Annotated in this window: 17 protein-coding genes and 1 pseudogene; 4 read left to right on the top strand and 14 right to left on the bottom strand. The window is 37.5% G+C overall.

Annotated elements, in window-relative coordinates; all coding sequences use genetic code 11:
- Positions 1-87: 87 nt before the first annotated feature.
- On the bottom strand, positions 88-900 hold the full coding sequence (locus CAO17_RS01835; RefSeq protein WP_085991135.1) for an ABC transporter ATP-binding protein: 813 nt from the start codon (positions 898-900) through the stop codon (positions 88-90).
- 146 nt (positions 901-1,046) lie between these two features.
- Complete coding sequence (locus tag CAO17_RS01830) at positions 1,047-2,285, bottom strand: flavin-dependent oxidoreductase (RefSeq protein WP_085991134.1); 1,239 nt, start codon at positions 2,283-2,285, stop codon at positions 1,047-1,049.
- A 191-nt stretch (positions 2,286-2,476) separates the two neighbouring features.
- Between CAO17_RS01830 and CAO17_RS01825 the strand changes: the two genes are divergently transcribed.
- Positions 2,477-2,938, top strand: coding sequence for an Hsp20/alpha crystallin family protein (locus CAO17_RS01825; RefSeq protein ID WP_085991133.1), 462 nt, complete (start codon positions 2,477-2,479; stop codon positions 2,936-2,938).
- A 139-nt stretch (positions 2,939-3,077) separates the two neighbouring features.
- Here the strand turns inward: CAO17_RS01825 and CAO17_RS01820 are convergent, their stop codons facing one another.
- From CAO17_RS01820 to larE, 5 genes are all read right to left on the bottom strand, one after another.
- Complete coding sequence (locus CAO17_RS01820) at positions 3,078-4,817, bottom strand: phospho-sugar mutase (RefSeq protein ID WP_085994372.1); 1,740 nt, start codon at positions 4,815-4,817, stop codon at positions 3,078-3,080.
- Positions 4,818-5,082: 265 nt separating this feature from the next.
- Complete coding sequence (larC2, locus tag CAO17_RS01815; RefSeq protein ID WP_085991132.1) at positions 5,083-5,550, bottom strand: nickel pincer cofactor biosynthesis protein LarC2; 468 nt, start codon at positions 5,548-5,550, stop codon at positions 5,083-5,085.
- Between the two features lie 549 nt (positions 5,551-6,099).
- Positions 6,100-6,861: a nickel pincer cofactor biosynthesis protein LarB gene (larB, locus tag CAO17_RS01810; protein WP_085991131.1), complete on the bottom strand. Its 762-nt coding sequence runs from the start codon at positions 6,859-6,861 to the stop codon at positions 6,100-6,102.
- A gap of 32 nt (positions 6,862-6,893) precedes the next feature.
- Positions 6,894-7,721, bottom strand: a complete 828-nt coding sequence (gene larC / locus CAO17_RS01805) for a nickel pincer cofactor biosynthesis protein LarC (RefSeq protein ID WP_085991130.1) — start codon at positions 7,719-7,721, stop codon at positions 6,894-6,896.
- Between the two features lie 220 nt (positions 7,722-7,941).
- The gene (larE, locus tag CAO17_RS01800; protein WP_085991129.1) at positions 7,942-8,781 is read right to left on the bottom strand and encodes an ATP-dependent sacrificial sulfur transferase LarE; all 840 of its coding nucleotides are present in this window, start codon (positions 8,779-8,781) and stop codon (positions 7,942-7,944) included.
- 415 nt (positions 8,782-9,196) lie between these two features.
- Between larE and CAO17_RS01795 the strand changes: the two genes are divergently transcribed.
- Complete coding sequence (locus CAO17_RS01795) at positions 9,197-10,189, top strand: LysM peptidoglycan-binding domain-containing protein (protein WP_085991128.1); 993 nt, start codon at positions 9,197-9,199, stop codon at positions 10,187-10,189.
- Positions 10,190-10,349: 160 nt separating this feature from the next.
- On the opposite strand, the gene CAO17_RS01790 is transcribed toward CAO17_RS01795, so the two are convergent.
- The 3 genes and pseudogenes from CAO17_RS01790 to CAO17_RS01780 all read right to left on the bottom strand — a co-directional run.
- Positions 10,350-13,151 (bottom strand): UPF0182 family membrane protein, encoded by a 2,802-nt coding sequence (locus tag CAO17_RS01790; protein ID WP_085991127.1) that lies wholly within the window; start codon positions 13,149-13,151, stop codon positions 10,350-10,352.
- 124 nt (positions 13,152-13,275) lie between these two features.
- Positions 13,276-13,659 carry a recombinase family protein gene (locus CAO17_RS01785; RefSeq protein WP_085991126.1) on the bottom strand — a complete coding sequence of 128 codons (384 nt, stop codon included), beginning with the start codon at positions 13,657-13,659 and terminating at the stop codon, positions 13,276-13,278.
- 131 nt (positions 13,660-13,790) lie between these two features.
- Positions 13,791-14,081 (bottom strand): annotated as a pseudogene (locus tag CAO17_RS01780) (BCCT family transporter); the annotation flags it as partial.
- Between the two features lie 110 nt (positions 14,082-14,191).
- Here CAO17_RS01780 and corA point away from each other — a divergent pair.
- Positions 14,192-15,145 carry a magnesium/cobalt transporter CorA gene (gene corA, locus CAO17_RS01775; RefSeq protein ID WP_085991125.1) on the top strand — a complete coding sequence of 318 codons (954 nt, stop codon included), beginning with the start codon at positions 14,192-14,194 and terminating at the stop codon, positions 15,143-15,145.
- Between the two features lie 196 nt (positions 15,146-15,341).
- Here corA and CAO17_RS01770 read toward each other — a convergent pair whose 3' ends face one another.
- The 3 genes from CAO17_RS01770 to CAO17_RS01755 all read right to left on the bottom strand — a co-directional run bounded on the left by CAO17_RS01770 (position 15,342) and on the right by CAO17_RS01755 (position 18,625).
- Positions 15,342-15,596: a DUF2187 family protein gene (locus CAO17_RS01770; RefSeq protein WP_085991124.1), complete on the bottom strand. Its 255-nt coding sequence runs from the start codon at positions 15,594-15,596 to the stop codon at positions 15,342-15,344.
- Positions 15,597-15,823: 227 nt separating this feature from the next.
- The gene (gene metA, locus CAO17_RS01765; RefSeq protein ID WP_085991123.1) at positions 15,824-16,729 is read right to left on the bottom strand and encodes a homoserine O-acetyltransferase MetA; all 906 of its coding nucleotides are present in this window, start codon (positions 16,727-16,729) and stop codon (positions 15,824-15,826) included.
- Between the two features lie 321 nt (positions 16,730-17,050).
- Positions 17,051-18,625 carry a BCCT family transporter gene (locus tag CAO17_RS01755; protein ID WP_085991121.1) on the bottom strand — a complete coding sequence of 525 codons (1,575 nt, stop codon included), beginning with the start codon at positions 18,623-18,625 and terminating at the stop codon, positions 17,051-17,053.
- 347 nt (positions 18,626-18,972) lie between these two features.
- On the opposite strand from CAO17_RS01755, the gene CAO17_RS01750 reads away from it, so the two are divergent.
- The gene (locus CAO17_RS01750; RefSeq protein ID WP_179151866.1) at positions 18,973-19,821 is read left to right on the top strand and encodes an alpha/beta hydrolase; all 849 of its coding nucleotides are present in this window, start codon (positions 18,973-18,975) and stop codon (positions 19,819-19,821) included.
- Positions 19,822-19,868: 47 nt separating this feature from the next.
- Here the strand turns inward: CAO17_RS01750 and CAO17_RS01745 are convergent.
- On the bottom strand, positions 19,869-20,660 hold a 792-nt coding region (locus CAO17_RS01745; protein ID WP_143833800.1), incomplete at its 5' end, for an aldehyde dehydrogenase family protein.

Here is a 20,660-nt window from a genome sequence, read left to right as displayed (position 1 = left end):
ACATTAATAGATGAGAATGGGGCAGCGTTTTTTATAAAATTTAACAGTGAGACTCCAACGATAAAAAACTTATTGTTTTCTTCTACATTATGTTGTTATAGCATCTTCCCTTTCACCAGATACAGCCACAGACATCCATGCACGTTTATTTTTCCATTCCACTTCAATTGGGGTTTGGAAAAAATCAGTTAGCATGTCCGTGGTTAATAAATCTTCTGTCCTTCCTTGTTCAAATATAGAACCTTCTCGAAGTAATAAAGTTTGATTAAAAATCGGTAATACTTCCTCTATATGATGGGTTACATATAATATGGTTGGTGCCTCTTGCTTTGTTGCTAATTTTTGAATAGAAGTGAGCAAATCTTCTCGAGAAAGAAAATCCAATCCACTTGTCGGCTCATCTAAAATGAGTAGTTTAGGGTCTGTCATTAATCCCCTTGCAATTAATAACTTCTGTTTTTCTCCCTGTGAACAGGTTTGATACGTTCGACCAATCAAATGACTACATCCAATCTGTTCCATTATTTGATATGCTTGTTCAAAATCTGACGGTTTCGCCACTTCGTATAATCCAATGGAAGCAAATTTTCCACTAACAACAATATCCTCTGTGAGCGCCCTCTCATTCAACCTTTCCTGAAGAGATGTGCTTACCCAGCCGATAGATTTTCTTAATTCCCGTAAATCAGTCTTTCCAAAGGTTTGTCCTAAGACGGATATTGTCCCAGTGGAAGGCCAGATATATCCATTAATTATGTTTAACAAGGTCGTTTTGCCAGAACCATTCAAGCCAAGCAGTGCCCAATGCTCGCCTTTGTTAACTTTCCATTTCACATTAGATAAAATCGTTTTTCCATCTTTCTTCCATGATACATCTTGCATGTCTATGACTGTTTTCAAGAAACGTTTCCCCTTTCCAGTTTATTATATATTTCGCTAACAAAAAGGAATAATCCTTCTTGTGGGCTAAAAATAATTTCATTGAAAAAGCACTCAGATTGTATCTGAGCACTTTACATTTCCTATCATTCAATTTCCCACATAACTCATCTTGCTCGATCGAAGCCGGTGATTTTCTTGTATTGGTTTGCAATGTCTTCTAGTTCTTGTTGTGAAATAACATCATGTAAAGCATTAAATCCATTTGGTGCACGTTCTTCTACGATTTGCATCACACTATCTGGTCCATTTTTGCGATTACTCTTCACTATATTAGCAGTTGGCGTTAATCTCGCAGACTCGTAAGCTTGTAATGCTGCATCGAGTGATGCTTCTTTTTGGACTGCTAGACCTAATTCTTCAGCATCGATTATTGCTTGGGAAGCACCATTAGAACCAATTGGATACATGGGATGTGCTGCATCCCCTAATAATGTCACCCTACCAAATGTCCACTGTGGAAGGGGATCGCGGTCAACCATTGGGAATTCAAAAACAGCCTCTGCTTCATCTATCAGTTGGGGTACATTCAACCAGCCAAAATCCCATGAAGCAAAATCTGGTGCAAATTTGGACTTATCAATTTTTTTATTCCAATCTGCCTTGGATGGTGCATCCCCATCCACCCAAAGCTCCGCAATCCAGTTGATAACAGAATGGCCTGTTTTTTCAGCCTGAGGACTGATTGGATAAGCCACAAACTTCTGATTTTGATGTCCCGCCATGACCATCGATTTTCCAGTTAAAAATGGTTCTCCCTCTGTGATACCACGCCATAGAATTCGGTTACTAAAAATTGGTTCTCCTTCATTCGGATAATAAAATTTTCGAATCGTCGAATGAATACCGTCCGCTGCAATGAGCATATCTGCCGTATAGCTTCCAAGTTTTTCACCTGTCTTCTTATCCTCAAAATGAGCCTCCACTATATCTGAATGTCGTTGAAAGGATATAAGCTGATGTCCAGTTTTTATTGAATCCTCACCTAGTCGTTCTTTAACCGCATTTAATAAAAGCATTTGCAACTCCCCACGATGAATGGAATACTGTGGGTAACGATACCCGGCGTTCATTCCACGTGGTTCTTGCCAAATGAGTTTACCAAATTTGTTATAATACGATAAATCAGCTGTCTCTACACCAATTTGCTTTAATTCATCGGCAAGCCCTAGCTCTGACAATATTTTGATCGCATGTGGCTGTACATTGATGCCCACACCAAGGGCTTTAATCTCCCGAACACTTTCAAAAACCTGTACCGAAACACCTGCTTCATGAAGTTTCAACGCAGCGGTTAAACCACCTATTCCACCACCGGCAATCATTGCCTTTCTTTTCTCTACCATAAATACTCCCCCATTACATCAATTCACAAAAACTACCTTATTCTGATTGTTACACAAATGGTGGTATCTGTCACTTTCCGAAAAGTTTCGTATTTTGTCGAATACTGTGTAAATAGGTCAGGGCTAGTACCCATACTTTATCCTGCGCTTCAGCATAGGCTATGAATAAAAAAGGAATTGGAGGCGGTAGGATGTCCTTTAAAAAAGGAAATTTTCCAGACGGATTTGATTTAGATATGCGACCATTGCATGATTTCATGAGGAAAATGGATTCTGTATTTAATGAATCCTTCAAGCACATTCAAACACAATTTAATTTAAGCAGTTTTAAAGTGGATGTAGAGGAAACAGATAAACATATTATTGTAAAAGCGGCCTTACCGGGATATCGGAAAGAACAAATAAGCCTAGAAATTGTCGGGAGTAGTTTACGGATAATGGCAAAGGAATCGAGCAGTTTAGATGCAATGGATGAAAAGAACCATGCTTACAGCAAACAAGAATCACTTCAATACAAAGAACGCGTTATCACCATCCCATTCGAAATCCCTGAGAAAGAAACAAAAGCTTCCTTTCAGAATGGCCTACTAGAAGTGATTATTCCAAAGAAAAATGAATTCCGAAAATTTATCGATATTAATGACGGTTTATAATATTGACATTCTATAAAAAAAGCTGGGACAAAAGTAATTTTCCAACGCAAAACCCGAACATGATTGGTGCATATGCTCCAGAGTACATTGTTCGCATTTTGAGTGAAATCCTATCGTTATGTCCCAGCCTACTTACTATTTAGTTCATTTCTATATTTACTCGATCCATCACTGCTTTTCGTAAATCATCTAATTTGTTTTCACTGTCTTCTAATGATTCACCTTTTACGCCAAAATAGAATTTAATCTTTGGCTCTGTACCAGATGGTCTTAGACAGAACCAAGATCCATCTGATAGTTTATATTTTAAGACATTGGATTTCGGTAGATGAATTTCTTCTTCCTTATCTTCCGTAACAAATACACGATTACTAGTTTGATAGTCCTCCGTAATCTCTACTTTCTTTCCTGCCATATCCTTTGGAGGATTCTTTCTAAAGGCACTTAAAATATTACTTATTTGCTCTGCACCATCTTTTCCCTTTAAGGTTAGGGACTCTAAATTCTCCCTATAGTAACCATATTGTTCAAAGACATCTAATAGTCCCTCATATAATGTCTTATTTTGAGATTTGTAATATGCAGCTACCTCAGCAATTAACAAACATGCCTGTACCGCATCTTTATCACGGGCAAAGTCTTTTACTAAATAACCATAGCTTTCCTCATATCCGAACAAAAAGCTACGATCCTTTCTTTCTTCAAATTCTTTTATTTTTTCCCCTATAAATTTAAAACCAGTTAGCGTGTCAATGGTTTCCAATCCATTTGTTGCCGCTATGTCCCGTCCCATTTCAGAGGTTACAATGGTTTTAAGGACTGTTGCATTTGTGGATAAATCACCTTGCCTTTTCTTCTCGGTGATTAAATAATGCAATAATAGAGCCCCTACCTGATTACCAGTTAAAACTTGAAACTTCCCATCTTGATTTCGGACTGCTACACCTACTCGGTCTGTATCAGGGTCTGTCCCTAGTAAAATATCTGCATCATTTTTTTCCCCATACTGTATAGCTAATTCGAATGCTGCATGCTCTTCAGGGTTAGGTGATTTCACCGTAGAAAAACTAGAATCAGGAAGTTCTTGCTCTTCTACAACTTGAACATGTTTAAACCCAATCATTTCTAGTCCTTTTCGTACCGGTCTATTTCCTGTTCCATGTAATGGAGTATAAACAATTCGGAAATCATCTGATTGTTCTTTAATGATATCCGGATTGACACAAACCGTCTTTAATTGATTTAAATAAGCCTGATCTACCGTATCACCAATTATATTAAGGATTCCCGCTTCTTTAAGTTTCTGTTCATCCCCAACTTCTACTGCTAATTCATTTTCTACTCCATTTACCTTTGAAATAATTTCTTCAGCAATAGCGGGTGGAACCTGTGCTCCGTCCTCACCATAAACTTTGTACCCATTATATTCTGGAGGATTATGACTAGCAGTAATGACAATCCCACTATATGCATGTAGGTATCTAACTGCAAATGATAGTTCAGGAGTGGATCGCAATGATTCAAATACATACGTATGTATACCATGCTTTCCTAATGTTTTCGCAGCCTCCATCGCAAACTCTGGAGATTTAAAACGACAATCATAAGCAATAACGACTCCTCGATTCATAGCTTCCTCACCATGCCCAGTTATGTACTGTGCCAGTCCCTCGGATGCTCTTCGAATGGTATAAATATTCATTCGGTTCGTTCCTGGACCTAACTCACCGCGAATTCCACCTGTTCCAAATTCAAGTGTTTTATAAAAGGCATCCTCCAGTTGCTTTGGATCCTCCTCTAATTTTTCTAGTTGCGCATTTAAGTCCTCATTTAACTCCGTAAATTGCTTCCATTTTTCATAGTTTTCTTTCCAGCTCAACCGAATACCTCCATCCAAAATATATTCCCCTCTGTCCGTAATTAATCTATGTCTCTTATATTATACGTATCTATTCCTATTTTTGAAAGGACTATTTTCCAAATTCCCCCTTATCTATCAAGGTTTCTCAAGGTTCGACATAAAAAATATTTCTCGGGAAATAATTCGACAGAAATAGGGAAATATAATCATTTTCTATTCATCATAATCATATAAAAAGCTAGGGATTTTATTCAGCTCCCTAGCTTCTTAATAAAAGAAGTATTTACAACCTACTCCAAACCGCTTCATATACTTGTTTGAGAGGAATACCATGGTTTTCTGCAATTTTCTTACAGTCTTCATATTCTGGTGAACTTTGAAAAACTTCTCCATCCTTATCAACGCCTTGTTTGACTGTAATCGTCCCCCAAGGCGTTTCCACTTTAATAAATCTTCGCTCCATGCGATGGACGGTCAGGGGGTAATAGCGAATACCCAAAGTGGTCGTCTCTTTCAATAGAATATCTTTCATTTTTTCCATCTTACCGTTCGAACATAGAAGCTGCAGTAAAATACCTGGACGATTTTTCTTCATATAAATCGGGGTATAAAACACATCATTTGCCCCAGCCTCAAAAAGACGATCCATCACATATCCAAGCCATTCACCAGAAATATCATCGAGATTTACTTCCATTTTTATCATGTTGGAATCAATGTGTTCATTATTAGGAGGATGTTTTTTTGACATCATTTACCCCCTCTCCTAAGTTATACAAACAACTATTCGTACACCATTCTTACGTCGCATTAGAAGGATAATACGACGTAACTAGGTAAAGCTTGCCGGTGCACGTTGATTTCCACTGCGAGCAGTCGTGGACCTTAGGGCTGGACTTCAGCCTCCGCAATGGAAGACCATTGCTTCGGAGTCTTTAGATACCTGTTATTCCCACAGGACAAGGAAGGCCCTGTCAGTATTACACCTTCGTTAGGAAATTGATTTTATTTTCAAGGAGTCGACTGGTCCTCCCTCCATCAATCATGACTATAGCTAAAATAAGAATAGAAGAATAATGTGCAAAAATAGCGGGGGAAATACACGAAGACTCCAGTGGAATGAAAAGCCTAGGTGAGACTGCGGAGAGCGTTAGCACGGAGGTGGCTCAGCAGCGCCCTAAGGTCCGCGTAGTGTATTTCCGTAGCGGTATTAATGCACCGATTAGCTTCGTCTAGTTACTGCGCATCCTATCTATTATATGCAATAGACTTCCATCCCTAAAACCGCTACAAATTATATCTACTTTTTATTTGCTAGTCGATCGATTAGCACGGCATTATACGCACCACCAAAGCCATTATCAATATTAACGACACTAATCCCGCTTGCACAAGAATTTAGCATTGTTAATAAAGCAGATAACCCTTGGAAATTAGCTCCATAACCAACACTCGTTGGTACTGCAATCACGGGATGGGATACTAGGCCTCCTACAACACTTGGTAGGGCACCTTCCATTCCTGCAACAACAACAGAAGCTGTTGCTTGTTGAATATCATTTGCCTTGTCCAACAATCGATGAATGCCTGCAACACCAACATCATAGAATCTCCGAACATTACTACCTAGCACTTCTGCTGTTAGGGCCGCTTCCTCTGCTACATGTAAGTCAGATGTTCCTGCACAAATGATTGCAATATAGTTATTTTTATTTTGGTTACTAGGTTTTGCCTTCCAATAAACAATTCTTGCAACTTGATCATAAGATAACTCAGGATGCTTTTGTAAGATTCCATCTGCCTTCTCTTGAGAAATTCTCGTTACTAAAATATCGTTTTCTTTAGCTCTAATGGCTTCAATAATCGTAGTAATTTGGTCTACTGACTTTCCTTCTCCATAGATGACTTCAGGAAAACCTTGACGTTTTTTTCGATGATGATCCACTTTTACAAATCCTAAATCCTCATAAGTTGCTAACTGCTCCTTAGCCTCTTCTATACTCAAAGAGCCTTCCTGAACTTTCTTCAATATATCTTCCATTTGGTGCCTATCACTCCCCATAATTTGTAGATTCCCGTCGAATTCTACTACTTTTATAATTCTCCAATAACAACGCGTAAAACATTGGGATGATGAGGGAATGTTTTGGTGCCTGCACCATATCCAATTTCTTTAACTTTTATAGGCGGAAATGAACAGAATTCATTTGCCAGCACTGCAGCAATTCCTGCACCAGTTGGAGTTGTCAATTCTACTTTCAAATCACTTGCTGCTATCGGAACCCCTCGTAAAATATCCAATGTAGCTGGTGCTGGGATTGGATATACCCCATGGTCGATATGTATGTTTCCAGAACCAGTTGGAACGGAAGCCGATTTCACTTCATCGATTTCTAGTTGTTCGATTAAAATAGCTGTACCAACAATATCAATAATAGAATCCACTGCACCTACCTCATGAAAATGTACATCTTCTAATGGCATTCCGTGAATACGACCTTCTGCTTCACCAATCTTTTTGAAAATACGTAATGACATATCCTTCACTTTTTGAGATAAATCTGAATTGGTAATCATTTGAACGATATCACGGTAGCTACGGTGATGGTGGTGTCCATGGCCATGTGAATGAGTATGAGTATGGTCTTGTGTGTGCTCGTCCACTCCATCATGAGTATGATGTTCGTGACTTTCATGTACATGAGAATGATGATGATCCTCCTGCGTTAAAATCACATCGAATTTCGTTGCGGTAATTCCATTCTTATTGACTTTATTAACTTTTAACTCATATTCATCCTCAAACTTTAACTTTTTTAGTTCTTTTTTTAGGAGTTCAAAGTCTGCTCCCGCATCAAGAAGGGCTCCAATCGTCATATCACCACTTATACCGGAAAAACAATCAAGATACAATAATTTCATTTTATAAAACTCCTTTAGACAAAATTTCATAGATACTTCCCTAATATACAAATAGAACGGTTATAAAAATCCTATCCTAAAAATTATTCCCATCCATATCACTTCACAATCAAATTCCGACAAAATCTAGATCCATTCTCTCCATAAAAAAAGCAGTTTTCAATCTGCTAGAGATTAAAAACTGCTATCCATTTGTGAACTTACTTGCTGCCCACACTTCTTAAGCGTTCGCTGCTAGCTTTTCTTCCTGTGATGCTTCTGGCAGCACTTCATTCATGCTTCCTGTACGGTATCCACGTAAATCAACAGAAATATAGTCAAATCCTAATGATACCAGTTTATGTTGTACTTGTTCACGTTTTTCAACTAATTCCATGATTTTCTCAGGAGACACTTCAATTCTAGCAACATTCTCATGGTACCGTACACGAACTTCATCAAAGCCAATCCCTTTTAGATATACCTCAGCTTGATTCACCTGATTTACGATACGTTTATTAAGCTTTGTACCATACGGGAATCGAGATGCTAGACTGCAAGATGCAAGTTTATTCCACACTGGAAGATTTAGTTCTTTAGCCAAAGCACGCACATCCGTTTTGTACATCTTTGCCTCTTGTAGAACACTGCGAATACCTTCTTCCGTTCTCGCTTTCAATCCAGGTCGGAAATCTTCCTCATCATCCATGATCATGCCATCTAATACATATGGATATCCCATCTCTTCAGCTAATTCATTTAAGTGAGTATAAAGTAATTTCTTACTGTGATACCAGCTGTCTGGATTATTTGCTACGATATGTGGATTTTCAAGTTCTTTCATTTCCGTTTTATGAACACGAACTCCCATATCCTCTGCAAATTGAACTGCTGCATCAAATTCTGATTCACGGAATAATTCGGAAGCAACAACAACAGCCAATACATTATCTCCTAATTCCTCTTGTGCTCTTTTCAATACAACTGCACTATCTACACCACCAGAAAAGGCAACCATCACACGGCCCATGTCTTTTAATGTCTTACCTAACTGACGATTTTTTTCTTGTAAATCTGCCATCCCATTCACCTCTATTTCCCTAAAACAGGGGATTTAATGAAATAAAATTTGTTTCAACGTATAAAACGTAAAGCCTTTCATAAATATATTCTATATTATTTACTTTGACTCTATCTATAATTAAACATTACTTTCTTTTTGTTTAGTTGTCAAACAAAATGTAATAGCGTCTGCTACCACCTCATTTTTGTAGACAAATAATGATAAAATGAATCTTCAATCCGTGAAGATTTTTTCATCCTGACTGATTGTTAAATGAACGAATAAATCCAATAATTTTAAGAGCTGATGCGATTCATTTGAATACTAACTAATTATATTCCGTTTTTAAATTAATATGTATATTTTGGGATAAAACCAGAAATACACAGAAGACTATGTAATGTATACTTCCAACAGTGAAAGGATGTTTGGTATGAAAACAAGACGTTCATGTATCCTTTTAGTAATCATCATTCTTTTACTACCAGTTAGCCCTATTCAAGCACTCGAAAGTACTCCTCCTAATCTGTATAAAGTAAAATCAGAAGACACACTCCCAAGCATTGCAAAAAAGTATGGAACCACTGTAGAGAACTTAAAAATCACCAATGGTCTACAATTCGATACACTGGTTGAAGGACAGCAATTATGGGTTCCATCCATCCAAGAGGTAAAAGCTGGAGAATCATTAGAAAATCTAGCCTTGTTACATCACTCAACTTCTGAGTTAATAAAGAAAACCAACAACCTTTCATCAGAACAGCTACACCCTGGACTGATTTTAAAAATAAATCCGAAGAAAATGAAAATGGATGGACAGCATATTTTAATGACGAAGGAAGAATTTAGGGATTGGTTAATTAATCATGCGTTCACAAGAGAGATTCATGTAATCCAACAACACCATACTTGGAAACCATCCTATAGAAATTTTCTTGGCGATAATCATTTCCAAATGTTAAAAAGCATGCAAAATCACCATATGAATCAAATGGGGTGGAGTAATATTGCGCAAAATATCACAACCTTTCCAGATGGAAAAATTGCAGTATCTCGCCCATTGAATATTGCACCTGAAGGCTCTATTGGTCCAAAAGCAAATAAGCATGGGATAGCCATTGAACATATTGGAAACTTTGATATTGGAGAAGATGTAATGACAAAGGAACAAAGGGATACCATCGTTTATATCACAGCCCTACTTAGCATTAAATTCGAATTAAACCCGTCCATTGACACCATCACCTATCATCATTGGTGGCATTACAAAACAAAGAAGAGAGTTTTTGACAATGCAAAAAGCAATGAAGTAAAATCCTGTCCTGGCTCTAACTTTTTCGGAGGAAATTCCACAGAAAGTGCGAGGAAATACTTTTATCCTTTAGTAAAAGAAAAAATAAAAGAAATTCGAGCATCCATGAAATAACTACATTTACGGAAGACCACAAACCCACGAAAATTTGGTCCAAACAGTAGTCTACAAGAAAAAGTATAATCCCACAAAAAAGCGAACGGCATGTATAAACACCGCTCGCTTTTCTACTATTATATAGTTACTTATCCGTTTAACATGTTTTGAGAAATGACTACTCTAGCATTCCTTCAATTTCAGCCATGATTTCTCCGGCTTTTTGCCAATCACCTTCCGATAGAGCGCTTTGATACGCGTCAAATAGGTCGGAGACTTCCTGTAGCATTTCTTCAGCACCTAAGATTGGGTCTGTTTCAGGAGCTTCTCCTTCATCTGTCCCTTCTTCTGTTGGTGCATCTGCGGCCCCATCATCTGGTACGGTTCCATCCCCATCAGGAACTGGTACTTCTTCTGGGTCTATTCCATCTTCCACTCTACGTAAAATTTCATCCAGTGCCTCATCAAACGTAGCTTCCATGACAATATGGTCGTCATATGCAACAATCACCTGTTTTACTTCTGGAAGTGATGTTTCATTGGAGGATTCAATGTAAATTGGTTCTACATAAAGGATTGTATCCTCAATTGGAATGGCCAGTAGATTTCCACGGATAACCGATGATCCACCCTGCGACCAAAGGTTTAATTCCTGAGAAATATAGCTATCTTGATTGATACGATTTTCAATTTGTTGTGGTCCATAGACATTTTCTTGTTTTGGAAAACGATATACAAATTTCTCACCATAGTTCTCGCCATCATTTCGGACACCTATCCATGCAATCATATTTTGCCGGTTTCGTGGTGTGTATGGCATCATCAAGATAAATTCTTCCTCATCATATTCTGGTAGCTTCATGGTCATATAGTATGGTTCCATCACAATATCTTCATTGTAGTACCTTTCTGTTGGGAACTGCCAATAATCCTCTCGATTATAGAAGAGTTCTAGATTTGTCATATGGTATGTTCCAAACATAGCTGCTTCAATTTTAAATAAGCGTTCTGGGTAACGGAAATGGCTTTGTACATCCTCCGGAATCTCATCCTCAAATAAGTCAGGGAACATCTTTTGATACGTTTGTACAAGTGGCTCATTTGGTTCCGTTATATAAAAATCAACTTCTCCCGTATACGCATCAATCACGACTTTCACCGGGTTTTTAATGTAATTTTTTCTTCCCTCATAACTTTCTGCGTATGGGTAGCCCTCTTCAGTTAAATAAGCATCCAACATCCATGCTAGACTACCGTCATCTCGAATGAAAATATATGGGTCCGTATCATATTCGAAAAATGGCGCGATTCGATTGACACGCTCCATAATATTTCTGGTTTGTAGAAGCTTACTATCATCATTTATTTGCCCAGAAACTAAGATTCGGAATGAACCTTCATCAATAGCAAATAATAAACGATTCAACCCACTTAATGGGATTCCAGCCTCTTCCTCATATCTTGTCGTTACATTTTGCTCACCTGATGGATAATCGAATTCATCTACCTCTGAATCCACAATGACACTTTGATAATCCTCTTCCCCAAAGTAAATTTGTGGACGTTCGATATCTATTACCCCTTGGGGCGGTAAATTCCTTACCATATATTCGGGTTGCCCTTGTGAGGTCACATCATTCACCTGGCTCATGGCAATCCCATATCCATGCGTATAACGAAGGTTCTGGTTTACCCATGTTTTTGCCTGTTCAGGTAAGTCTACTGTATTCAACTCCCGTGCACCTATGAATACTTGCTGATACTCACCATCAATTTCATAGCGATCAATATCGATATCATTAAATTGATAGTAGGTTCGGAATGTCTGTAATTGGTTATAAACATCCAGTAATGGTCTTGAATCATTGATTCGTACATTATCAATCGTTTGCGCATTACGCTCCACCAATTCTTCATCTAATGAATCAACATTTCCAGGATGATCTTTTTCCTCCATGTTTTCTAAATCATAGGCAGCTCGTGTGAAATTCAAATTATGCTCTAAATAAGGTTTCTCCCTTTGGAATTCATTAGGAGAAACGATGAAGTTTTGAACAACTACAGATGCACCTTGGCCTAAGATAATTAAGGCAATGTAAAGAATTACTGGCTTTACCATGGCATTTAAGCTACCTCTACGGAGTGCAATAGTAAGCCAGATAGCTCCAAGAATGGCTACCGCTGCTAGAATGAATGATACTGGTATATTAATTATGCGGTCTGTATAACTTAAGCCATGCACAACACTTTCCTGAAACATATTCACCCGATTGGTAAGCAATGTTCCAAACGGTTCTAATAGATGGGTACATGCTAAAAGAATTCCAACAATTAGAATGGTTACTCTAAGATGCAGCTTTGCGGTTCGGCTCATACGATACATATGGAAAACCGAATAGGCACCAACCTCTATAATTAAAACAAAAATACTCAAACTTAATAAGAGATTTACAACGAACTGTAGAAACGGCAAAATAAACATATAAAAAGATATATCCATATTAAAAAATGGATCTGTTTTACCGAACGTTACATAGTTCATTATTTTCAGAGCCGGTTCCCAACCAATTCCTTGTACCGTCAGACTACCAATTAAACCTATGAAAATGGTAATACCAAAAATTATCCAATTCAATAACTTCCGCTGCTGGAAAAATGGTGGTAGCTGATGATTATCAAAGTGCGAAAAGTATGCACGTTTTATCCAAAACAATGTAACATACGTAATCAGTGCAAATAGCACAAATCCTATCACACCAAGTATAATTTTCGTACTAATTATGGTGGTAAACACGCTACCAAAATCGAGTGAATCCATCCATATGTACTCGGTAACCCAACTTAGACCGATAGAGGCGATAATAATTAACACTAGGATTATTCCAATGATCGTTCCGGAACGACCTCCAATTTTCTTCATTTTCCTCATTTGTTCCTTATTCGGTCTATTCGAGCCATTCGTACCTCCCCTAAAATCCATATCTAACCTCCTCAAATACTTTTACTCCTATCTCTATCCTACCAGATGTGAAGTCCATTGTCCCCTATTTTAGAGCACAGGACATACGCATCTTCCTGAGTTTTACTTGCGATTGCCGAATAGGTCAACTAGATTTATAAGACCTTCCATGATCAAGTGTTTCTACTTCTTCCACCAAAGCTCCCTGATAATCTTGAACAAACAAAATATGATTGACATGCTTCTTAAGTCTTGGCATGAAGTAGTCAATTCTTCGCAAATCTTTTTCAAAACGTTCCATTGCAAAGAAAAGAATGGTATCGATGGATTCACTAGTTTCACTCAGATACTTTACCATCTCATTTAAAGCAGGCCTTTTTAAATTAGAAGCAGGGTAGCCAATATCACTGTACGTCCTAATGATATGCAGTTGGTACTGTTCACTATACCTTCTTATTACAGCATCCCTTCTCCTGATAACTCCGCTTTCCAATGGCCTAATTGAATATACAAGCGTATTTTTCTTCATATCTATTATCCTCTCTCTTCCCTCATAATGGGATTCCTAGATTTCATTAAAAAAGCATACAAAGTCCCTACATAAGGACTTTGTATGCTAGTATGAACGAGTATTAAGCTTTCCAAACCTTTTGGATATTGTTAATCGAAAAATAGACCTATTTCATGAAGTGGGGACCCTAATGCAGCTTTTTTCCTTTCATTATTCTTAGTTCTTGGTTCAACGATTATTATGAGTGCGATGATCATTAGGATAACAACAAATGAAAATAGTAAAGCGGCGGCAATGATGGTATTTTGCAAGGCCGTTAATCCTCCTACATATAATAAAACTAGTGCGACGGATGATTGTGCTAATCCCCAAGCCACTTTCACACTGTTCGGCGGTGTTAGTAATCCGTTTGTTAACTACATTCCTAAAACAAAGGTTGCAACCTATCTTTAAGTAAAAATGGAACTGAAAATTGTAGGTATTAACTAGAATAAGTCCAGGATTTTAGGGAATAGTTATATGGTATATAAATTATAGGGGAGATTCCGTCATGATTCAGATGTTGGCTATTACAAATGACAATGAGAGGATTATAAAGCAAAGTCTGGATAGGGACACAAATAAAATGGAACATTTTAAATGGGTATGGATCGACTTTAATAACCCGACAGATGAAGAAATAAAAAAGCTGGATACAGTGCTGCATTTTCATCCACTTGCCATAGAGGATTGTATTTACGGTCAGCAACGTTCCAAGCTAGATTACTATGATGGATATTCTCTTATCGTAATCCGTACGATTGGAAAGGATCTTTACCATCAGAATGAAATAAATATTTTTATTGGGGATAATTACCTTGTCACGTTTCATTTGGCTAATTTAATTGAAGTGAATCAGGTCTGGAATATGACCATTAAACAGGAGAACCTAGAATGCTGGGATGAATACCATGTATTTTATGAAATCTTTGACAAGGTTGTAGATAATTTCTTTCCGATTATTTATCAGCTTGAGGAGGAAATTAATAAGGTGGAGGAAAACCCAAATCGGCTAGACATGCACATCCTATTAGATCATTTATTCGAATTACGTCATGAACTACTGAAGTTACGCCATACCATAAACCCGATTCGTGACCTCTTATACCGAATTCTGAACACCCACCATTTGCCTGGTATCAAGGAAAGGCGAGAGTATTTTGCAGATATTTATGATCACTTATTAAAGCTTACCGATATGGTGAATTCCAACAGGGAGATTACGAATGACATCCGAGATAATTTTATTTCGATTAACTCCTACCAACAAAATAAAGTCATTCAAATTCTTACTGTAATCACTTCGGTTTTTGCACCGCTAACATTCATTGCTGGAATTTATGGGATGAATTTTGTTAATATGCCTGAACTTACGTGGGATTATGGATATTTTATCATCCTTATCATTATGTTTATCGTGTCGTTCTCCATGATTGCCTACTTCCGAAAAAAAGGATGGTTTTAGCTCCTCGCCAAACCATCCTTTTTAATTCACTAAGAAACCTATGTAACGTCAAGACTAATGAATAAAAAAGCTGATATTCATCTTCCATAATCCCGCAGATTACTATCCACCATCTCTAAATAGAATAAGGTTAACAGTAACAAAAGTGACTGTTAACCTCTTAAACAGATAGAAATATCAAATATGATCCAACCTATTACCCGTCTTTTCTCTCAATAATCTTATAATTACGATGGGATACTACTGTATTGGAGTAGCCATGATTGATTTCTTCTAGGTCTTTTATATCCATGTCAGATAAATCAACTATAATACTATTTTCCCCATTAGATGGCATAACCATTCCTTTTAAAACGACATTATTTCGTTGAAACTGAACGATGTCACCAGGCTCGGCCTTATTCTTATCTACCTCGAATAAATCCAACTTACTCTTTTTCACATTCTCCATACTATCTCACCTTTTCTGTAAGTTTTTTAGCATTTGAAACCCTTTTCATAAGGTTTTCCATAAAAGGCAGATGGCCGCAACCTTTCCATCTTTGCCTTTATTAGAAACTAATTTCTTGTATTTACTAAGATGATATTAGAATAGTTTCTCTATTATACTATGGAATTCACAATACTTACATTATTTATTAAAAAATCTTACATGAAATTTACATTATTGTAATCATGTCACCATTGATATGGAGTTTCTTGATATACGTAATAATTCAGCCAGTTAGAAAACAATAAGTGACTATGCGCTCGCCAAGTATATAGCGGTTTTTTGGTTGTATCATCATTTGGAAAATAATTTTTCGGCATACTAATTTTTCTTCCACGATCTAAGTCACGTTGATATTCCTCTGCAAGTGTGACCGCATCATACTCTAAATGTCCTGTAATCATAATATTCTTAGCATCTTTAGACATAATGATAAATGGCTCATCATCCTCTGATATGGAAAGTAAGTCTAATTCCGGATGATTCTCAATCTCCTCTTTATAAACACTGGTATGTCTGGAATGTGGTGCAAGATATAATTCATCGAATCCGCGGACAAGCTTAACAGTTGGATCTGCAACTTGATGCTTAAAAATACCAAAATATTTTTCAGGTAGAGCGAATTTATTAATTCCATAATGATAGTAAAGGGCTGCTTGTGCTCCCCAACAAATATGTAGCGTCGAAGTTATATTTTCTGTTGCCCAATCCATTATATCTTTCAGTTCTTCCCAATAGTCCACACTTTCAAATTCTAAATGCTCAATCGGAGCTCCAGTAATAATTAAACCATCATAGCGTTGGTGTTTCACTTCCTCAAACGTACTGTAAAAGGATTCTAAGTGATAACTACTGACATTTTTCGATTGATGGGTGGCTGTTCGTAAAAATGTAATGTTTACTTGTAAAGGGGTATTCCCTAGCAAACGCAATAAATGTAATTCTGTTTTTTCTTTTTCAGGCATTAGGTTTAAAATCAATATATTTAATGGACGGATATCTTGCGTACGCGCCCTATCTTCATCCATAACAAAAATCTTCTCTTTCATTAGTAACTTGCGTGCGGGCAATTCCTTTGGCATGTTAATTGGCATATACTACTCTCCCTCCCCAAAGTTTTCTGAATGTTTATCTATCATTATAAGTTTAAAATGACTGCATGTCACCAGTTGAGTCCATAAAAAGAAAATTTTATTGAAATTCAGGAAGTTTGATGGAGGAAATTTTGCATGTTTTCCAATTACTTAAAGCGTATAATTCCTTTTTGGAAAGCGGGTTGATTGCAGCATCCTTCAATGAAACCAGTAAAAAGGCTTCCTTTTTTATAACGAAATTGATAGAACCTAGACAAAAAGCACATGCAAGTTTATCACACCTACGTGCAAGTGCTTTTTGCAACTGTCCCTCTTCATTGATTATTTCCTCCCAGGTTTACGTTCAATATGGATCACTGCTGTTCGGTATTCTCTTTGGGCTTTTAAGTCATGGGTTGATGCCTTGATAAAGGACCAGGCTAGTAAAAACATGATAAAGATAACCGGGAAACCAGCAACAATACTTGCGGTTTGCAGTGTTTCTAATCCCCCAATGAACATCAATGTCAATGGGAGTAGCAAAAGAGTAAAGGCCCAAAACAATCGATTCCAGCGTAATGGTTCCCCTGTATCAATGTGTTTTTGCACAACGGAAGCCAATATATAGGAAGCCGAATCAAATGTAGTTGCCAAGAAAATAAGTGCCAATATCGTGAAAATAAATACAATTAACCATGGCATTGGTAATTGATTTAAAATTTCAATAATCGCTGCAGGTGCACCAAATTCATTCATGTATGCGATGATATCGAAGGAACCACTTATTTGTAAATAAACCCCGAAGTTCCCTAATATACCAAAGAATAAAATACATCCGAGTGTCCCCCAAAGCATCGTTCCTAATATCATTTCACGAATCGTTCGACCTCTAGATATTCTCGCAACAAACAAGCCAACAAATGGAGCATAAACAAGCCACCATGCCCAATAGAAAATCGTCCATGATTCTGGAAATCCAGTGTCTGCAAAACCATCCACATTGCTTAGGGGATCCAACCAAGTAGCCCACCTAAAAAAGTCATCCATTAGTATGCCTAAGCTTGAAACCGTTGTTTCACTAATAAATATCGTTGGCCCAAATAAAAAGATAAATGCTAAAATAAACAATGCTAAATAGATATTAACATCACTTAAAACCTTAATTCCTTTTTGTAACCCTGAGTAGGAACTAAGCGCAAAAATGACTGTAGCGACTAGCATAATGATAGTCTGGAGACCCATTGTAACGGGAAATCCCGTTACCTCACTTACCCCTTCTGCAATCATCGGAGTACCAAGCGCCAATGTCGTTCCGGCTCCACCCATTAAACCGAACATGAACAAAACATCTATGATTACACCTAAAGGTCCATCAACCAGTTTTCCTAGCACTGGACGAACGGATTCACTAATTTTCAGCACCGGTTTTTTACGAACATAATAAAAGTAAGCAATGGGTAATGCTGGTAAAGTATAGATAGCCCATGCGATTGGCCCCCAGTGAAAAATTCCATAGGTTGCTGCATACTCGATGGCTTCTCTAGACTCTGGGACAGCATTAAATGGTGGCCCCTGATAGTAATACGCCCACTCAATCATTCCCCAGTACAAAATACTTGAGCCAATACCAGCTGAAAATAGCATAGCTGCCCATGAAAATGTATTGAACTCTCTTTTAACCTCTCTGCTGCCAAGCTTAATTCTTCCATGCTTGCTAAACGCTACATACAACAAGAAGAATAACGAGGAAATACCAAGTAAAATATAAAAGACTCCCAATTTTGTAGTCATAAATGTATTAGCCATATTAATCACTTCCGCCCCTGCCTCAGGAAACAGGATTAACGGCACGGTTACAGCTAATAAAATTAAAAAGGCACCTATAAAAGTTGGCCAATCAATTAGCTTTGTGTTCATAAAAGAAACCTCCCTTTGAATGTAATACAACTCTCCTGTTGTCAACTATTACCTTAAGATGCACCAAAATCAGAAAATCATCCGTAATTTGGACATGGTATTTCCGACATTTACTTAAGGCATAGAAACCTATAGAATGGTAACTAACTTTCTTTCGTAAAGTGTTTTTAAATAGGCTTGTTTTGAGATAATAGATATAATGTGTGCATGAAATACCGCTATGGAAATCAAGTACACGTTCTCCTAAATACAGGAATCGTCTGGATTGAATACGAGATATGCTATACATCACCATTCAAATGCTAAAAATACGAAAAGGGCCTTTCGTCATGATAAGGAGGGATTTTTTGCGATTAACAGAAGGTACTTTTACAGGGAAAGGTGGAATAAAGCTATTTTATCGAGCTGGTTTTCCGGAAACGAATCCTAGAGCAGCTGTCATCATGGTTCATGGACTTGGGGACCATAGTGGTGGATTCCAGCCTATTCAAGAAATCCTGTTAGAACAGGGATATGCTGTTTATGGATTTGACCTGCGTGGGCATGGGAGAAGTTCAGGAAAAAGGGGATTTATACAATCATGGGAAGATTATCGCAAGGATTTACATGCTTTTCGAAGACTAGTTGTGAAAGATTTTCCCGACCTTCCTCACTATATCCTATCCCATAACCTTGGTGGAATAATTGGCTTAGATTATGTGATCTATCATGGGAAAGACATTGCCGGATTAATAGCCATTTCTCCTGCTATTTCCTATAAGACATCTAGAACAGAAAAAATCATATTCGCTATCATGGGGAGGATGAAACCTGATTACAAATTAAATAATAGGCAACGTTATGACTTGTTAACACAAGATCCACTCATGATTGAAAAGTTAAAAACCGACGAATTACGTCATTCCTTTGTGACACCTGGGTTAGGTAAGTATTTGTTAAAAACATTAAAAGTACTCGATCAAAAGGCTGCTTCCATCCAAATACCAGTTCTTTTTCAGTTTGGCCTCGATGATGAAATCACACCACAAGAAAAAGTCCATCAATATTTCGAAACCGTCTCTTCCAAAGATAAACAGCTTTTAGATTATGAAAACATGAGGCATCGACCATTTGATGATTTGGAAAGGGAAGTCTTTCTCAATGATTTAGTAACATGGCTGAATTATCGGTCTTGCATCCATGAAAAAAAGCTGTAAGACCAAAGGAATCTTACAGCTTTTTCTTCTATTCATAACCTAGCAAATTATACCCATTTCGTTGTAATTACTTTTTGACGCGTATAGAAGTTAAGTCCATCTTTTCCATTAGCATGTAAATCACCGTAGAAGGAATCCTTCCAGCCAGAGAATGGGAAGAATGCCATTGGAGCTGGAACCCCAATATTAACTCCTAACATACCTGCATCAATGGTTTCACGGAATTGACGAACACTACCACCATCTCTTGTGAAAATACAAGAACCATTTGCAAAACGAGATTGGTTCGTCACATCGATTGCTTCTCCTAAATCTTTCACACGAACAATGGATAATACTGGTGCAAATATTTCATCTTGCCAAATTTTCATTTCTGTTGATACATTGTCAAAAATAGTTGGTCCAACAAAGTAGCCTTCTTGTTTCGCCGCTTCATCCTTACGACCATCACGAACAAGTTTTGCTCCTTCTTTCTCACCTTGTTCAATATAGCCTAATGTACGTTCTTTGTGGTTATCACGGATAACTGGTCCAAGGAATACCCCTTCATCTAATCCATTTCCAATTTCAATGTCATCCGCTTTTTGTTTCAATTGAGCAATAAATTCATCTGCAACAGATTCTTCCACCGCTACAACAGATGCAGCCATACAACGTTCCCCAGCAGAACCAAATGCCGCATTCAAAATTTGTGTAGAAGCATTGTCTAGATTTGCATCACCTAATACGATAGAGTGGTTTTTCGCACCAGCTAATGCTTGCACACGTTTCAAGTTTTCTGTTCCACGCTTGTACACATATTCTGCAACAGGCTGTGAACCAACAAAAGAAATCGCTGC

Source organism: Oceanobacillus senegalensis (assembly GCF_900176885.1).
GTDB lineage: Bacteria > Bacillota > Bacilli > Bacillales > Amphibacillaceae > Oceanobacillus > Oceanobacillus senegalensis.
This window is presented reverse-complemented; position numbering and strand designations above follow the sequence as displayed.

Coding starts and splice junctions, on each gene's coding strand:
- CAO17_RS01825 (WP_085991133.1), top strand. CDS start 2,477: ATGTCCTTTAAAAAAGGAAATTTTCCAGACGGATTTGATTTAGATATG.
- CAO17_RS01795 (WP_085991128.1), top strand. CDS start 9,197: ATGAAAACAAGACGTTCATGTATCCTTTTAGTAATCATCATTCTTTTA.
- CAO17_RS01785 (WP_085991126.1), bottom strand. CDS start 13,659: ATGAAGAAAAATACGCTTGTATATTCAATTAGGCCATTGGAAAGCGGA.
- larC2 (WP_085991132.1), bottom strand. CDS start 5,550: ATGTCAAAAAAACATCCTCCTAATAATGAACACATTGATTCCAACATG.
- corA (WP_085991125.1), top strand. CDS start 14,192: ATGATTCAGATGTTGGCTATTACAAATGACAATGAGAGGATTATAAAG.
- CAO17_RS01790 (WP_085991127.1), bottom strand. CDS start 13,151: ATGGATTTTAGGGGAGGTACGAATGGCTCGAATAGACCGAATAAGGAA.
- metA (WP_085991123.1), bottom strand. CDS start 16,729: ATGCCAATTAACATGCCAAAGGAATTGCCCGCACGCAAGTTACTAATG.
- CAO17_RS01770 (WP_085991124.1), bottom strand. CDS start 15,596: ATGGAGAATGTGAAAAAGAGTAAGTTGGATTTATTCGAGGTAGATAAG.
- larB (WP_085991131.1), bottom strand. CDS start 6,861: ATGGGGAGTGATAGGCACCAAATGGAAGATATATTGAAGAAAGTTCAG.
- larC (WP_085991130.1), bottom strand. CDS start 7,721: ATGAAATTATTGTATCTTGATTGTTTTTCCGGTATAAGTGGTGATATG.
- larE (WP_085991129.1), bottom strand. CDS start 8,781: ATGGCAGATTTACAAGAAAAAAATCGTCAGTTAGGTAAGACATTAAAA.
- CAO17_RS01755 (WP_085991121.1), bottom strand. CDS start 18,625: ATGAACACAAAGCTAATTGATTGGCCAACTTTTATAGGTGCCTTTTTA.
- CAO17_RS01830 (WP_085991134.1), bottom strand. CDS start 2,285: ATGGTAGAGAAAAGAAAGGCAATGATTGCCGGTGGTGGAATAGGTGGT.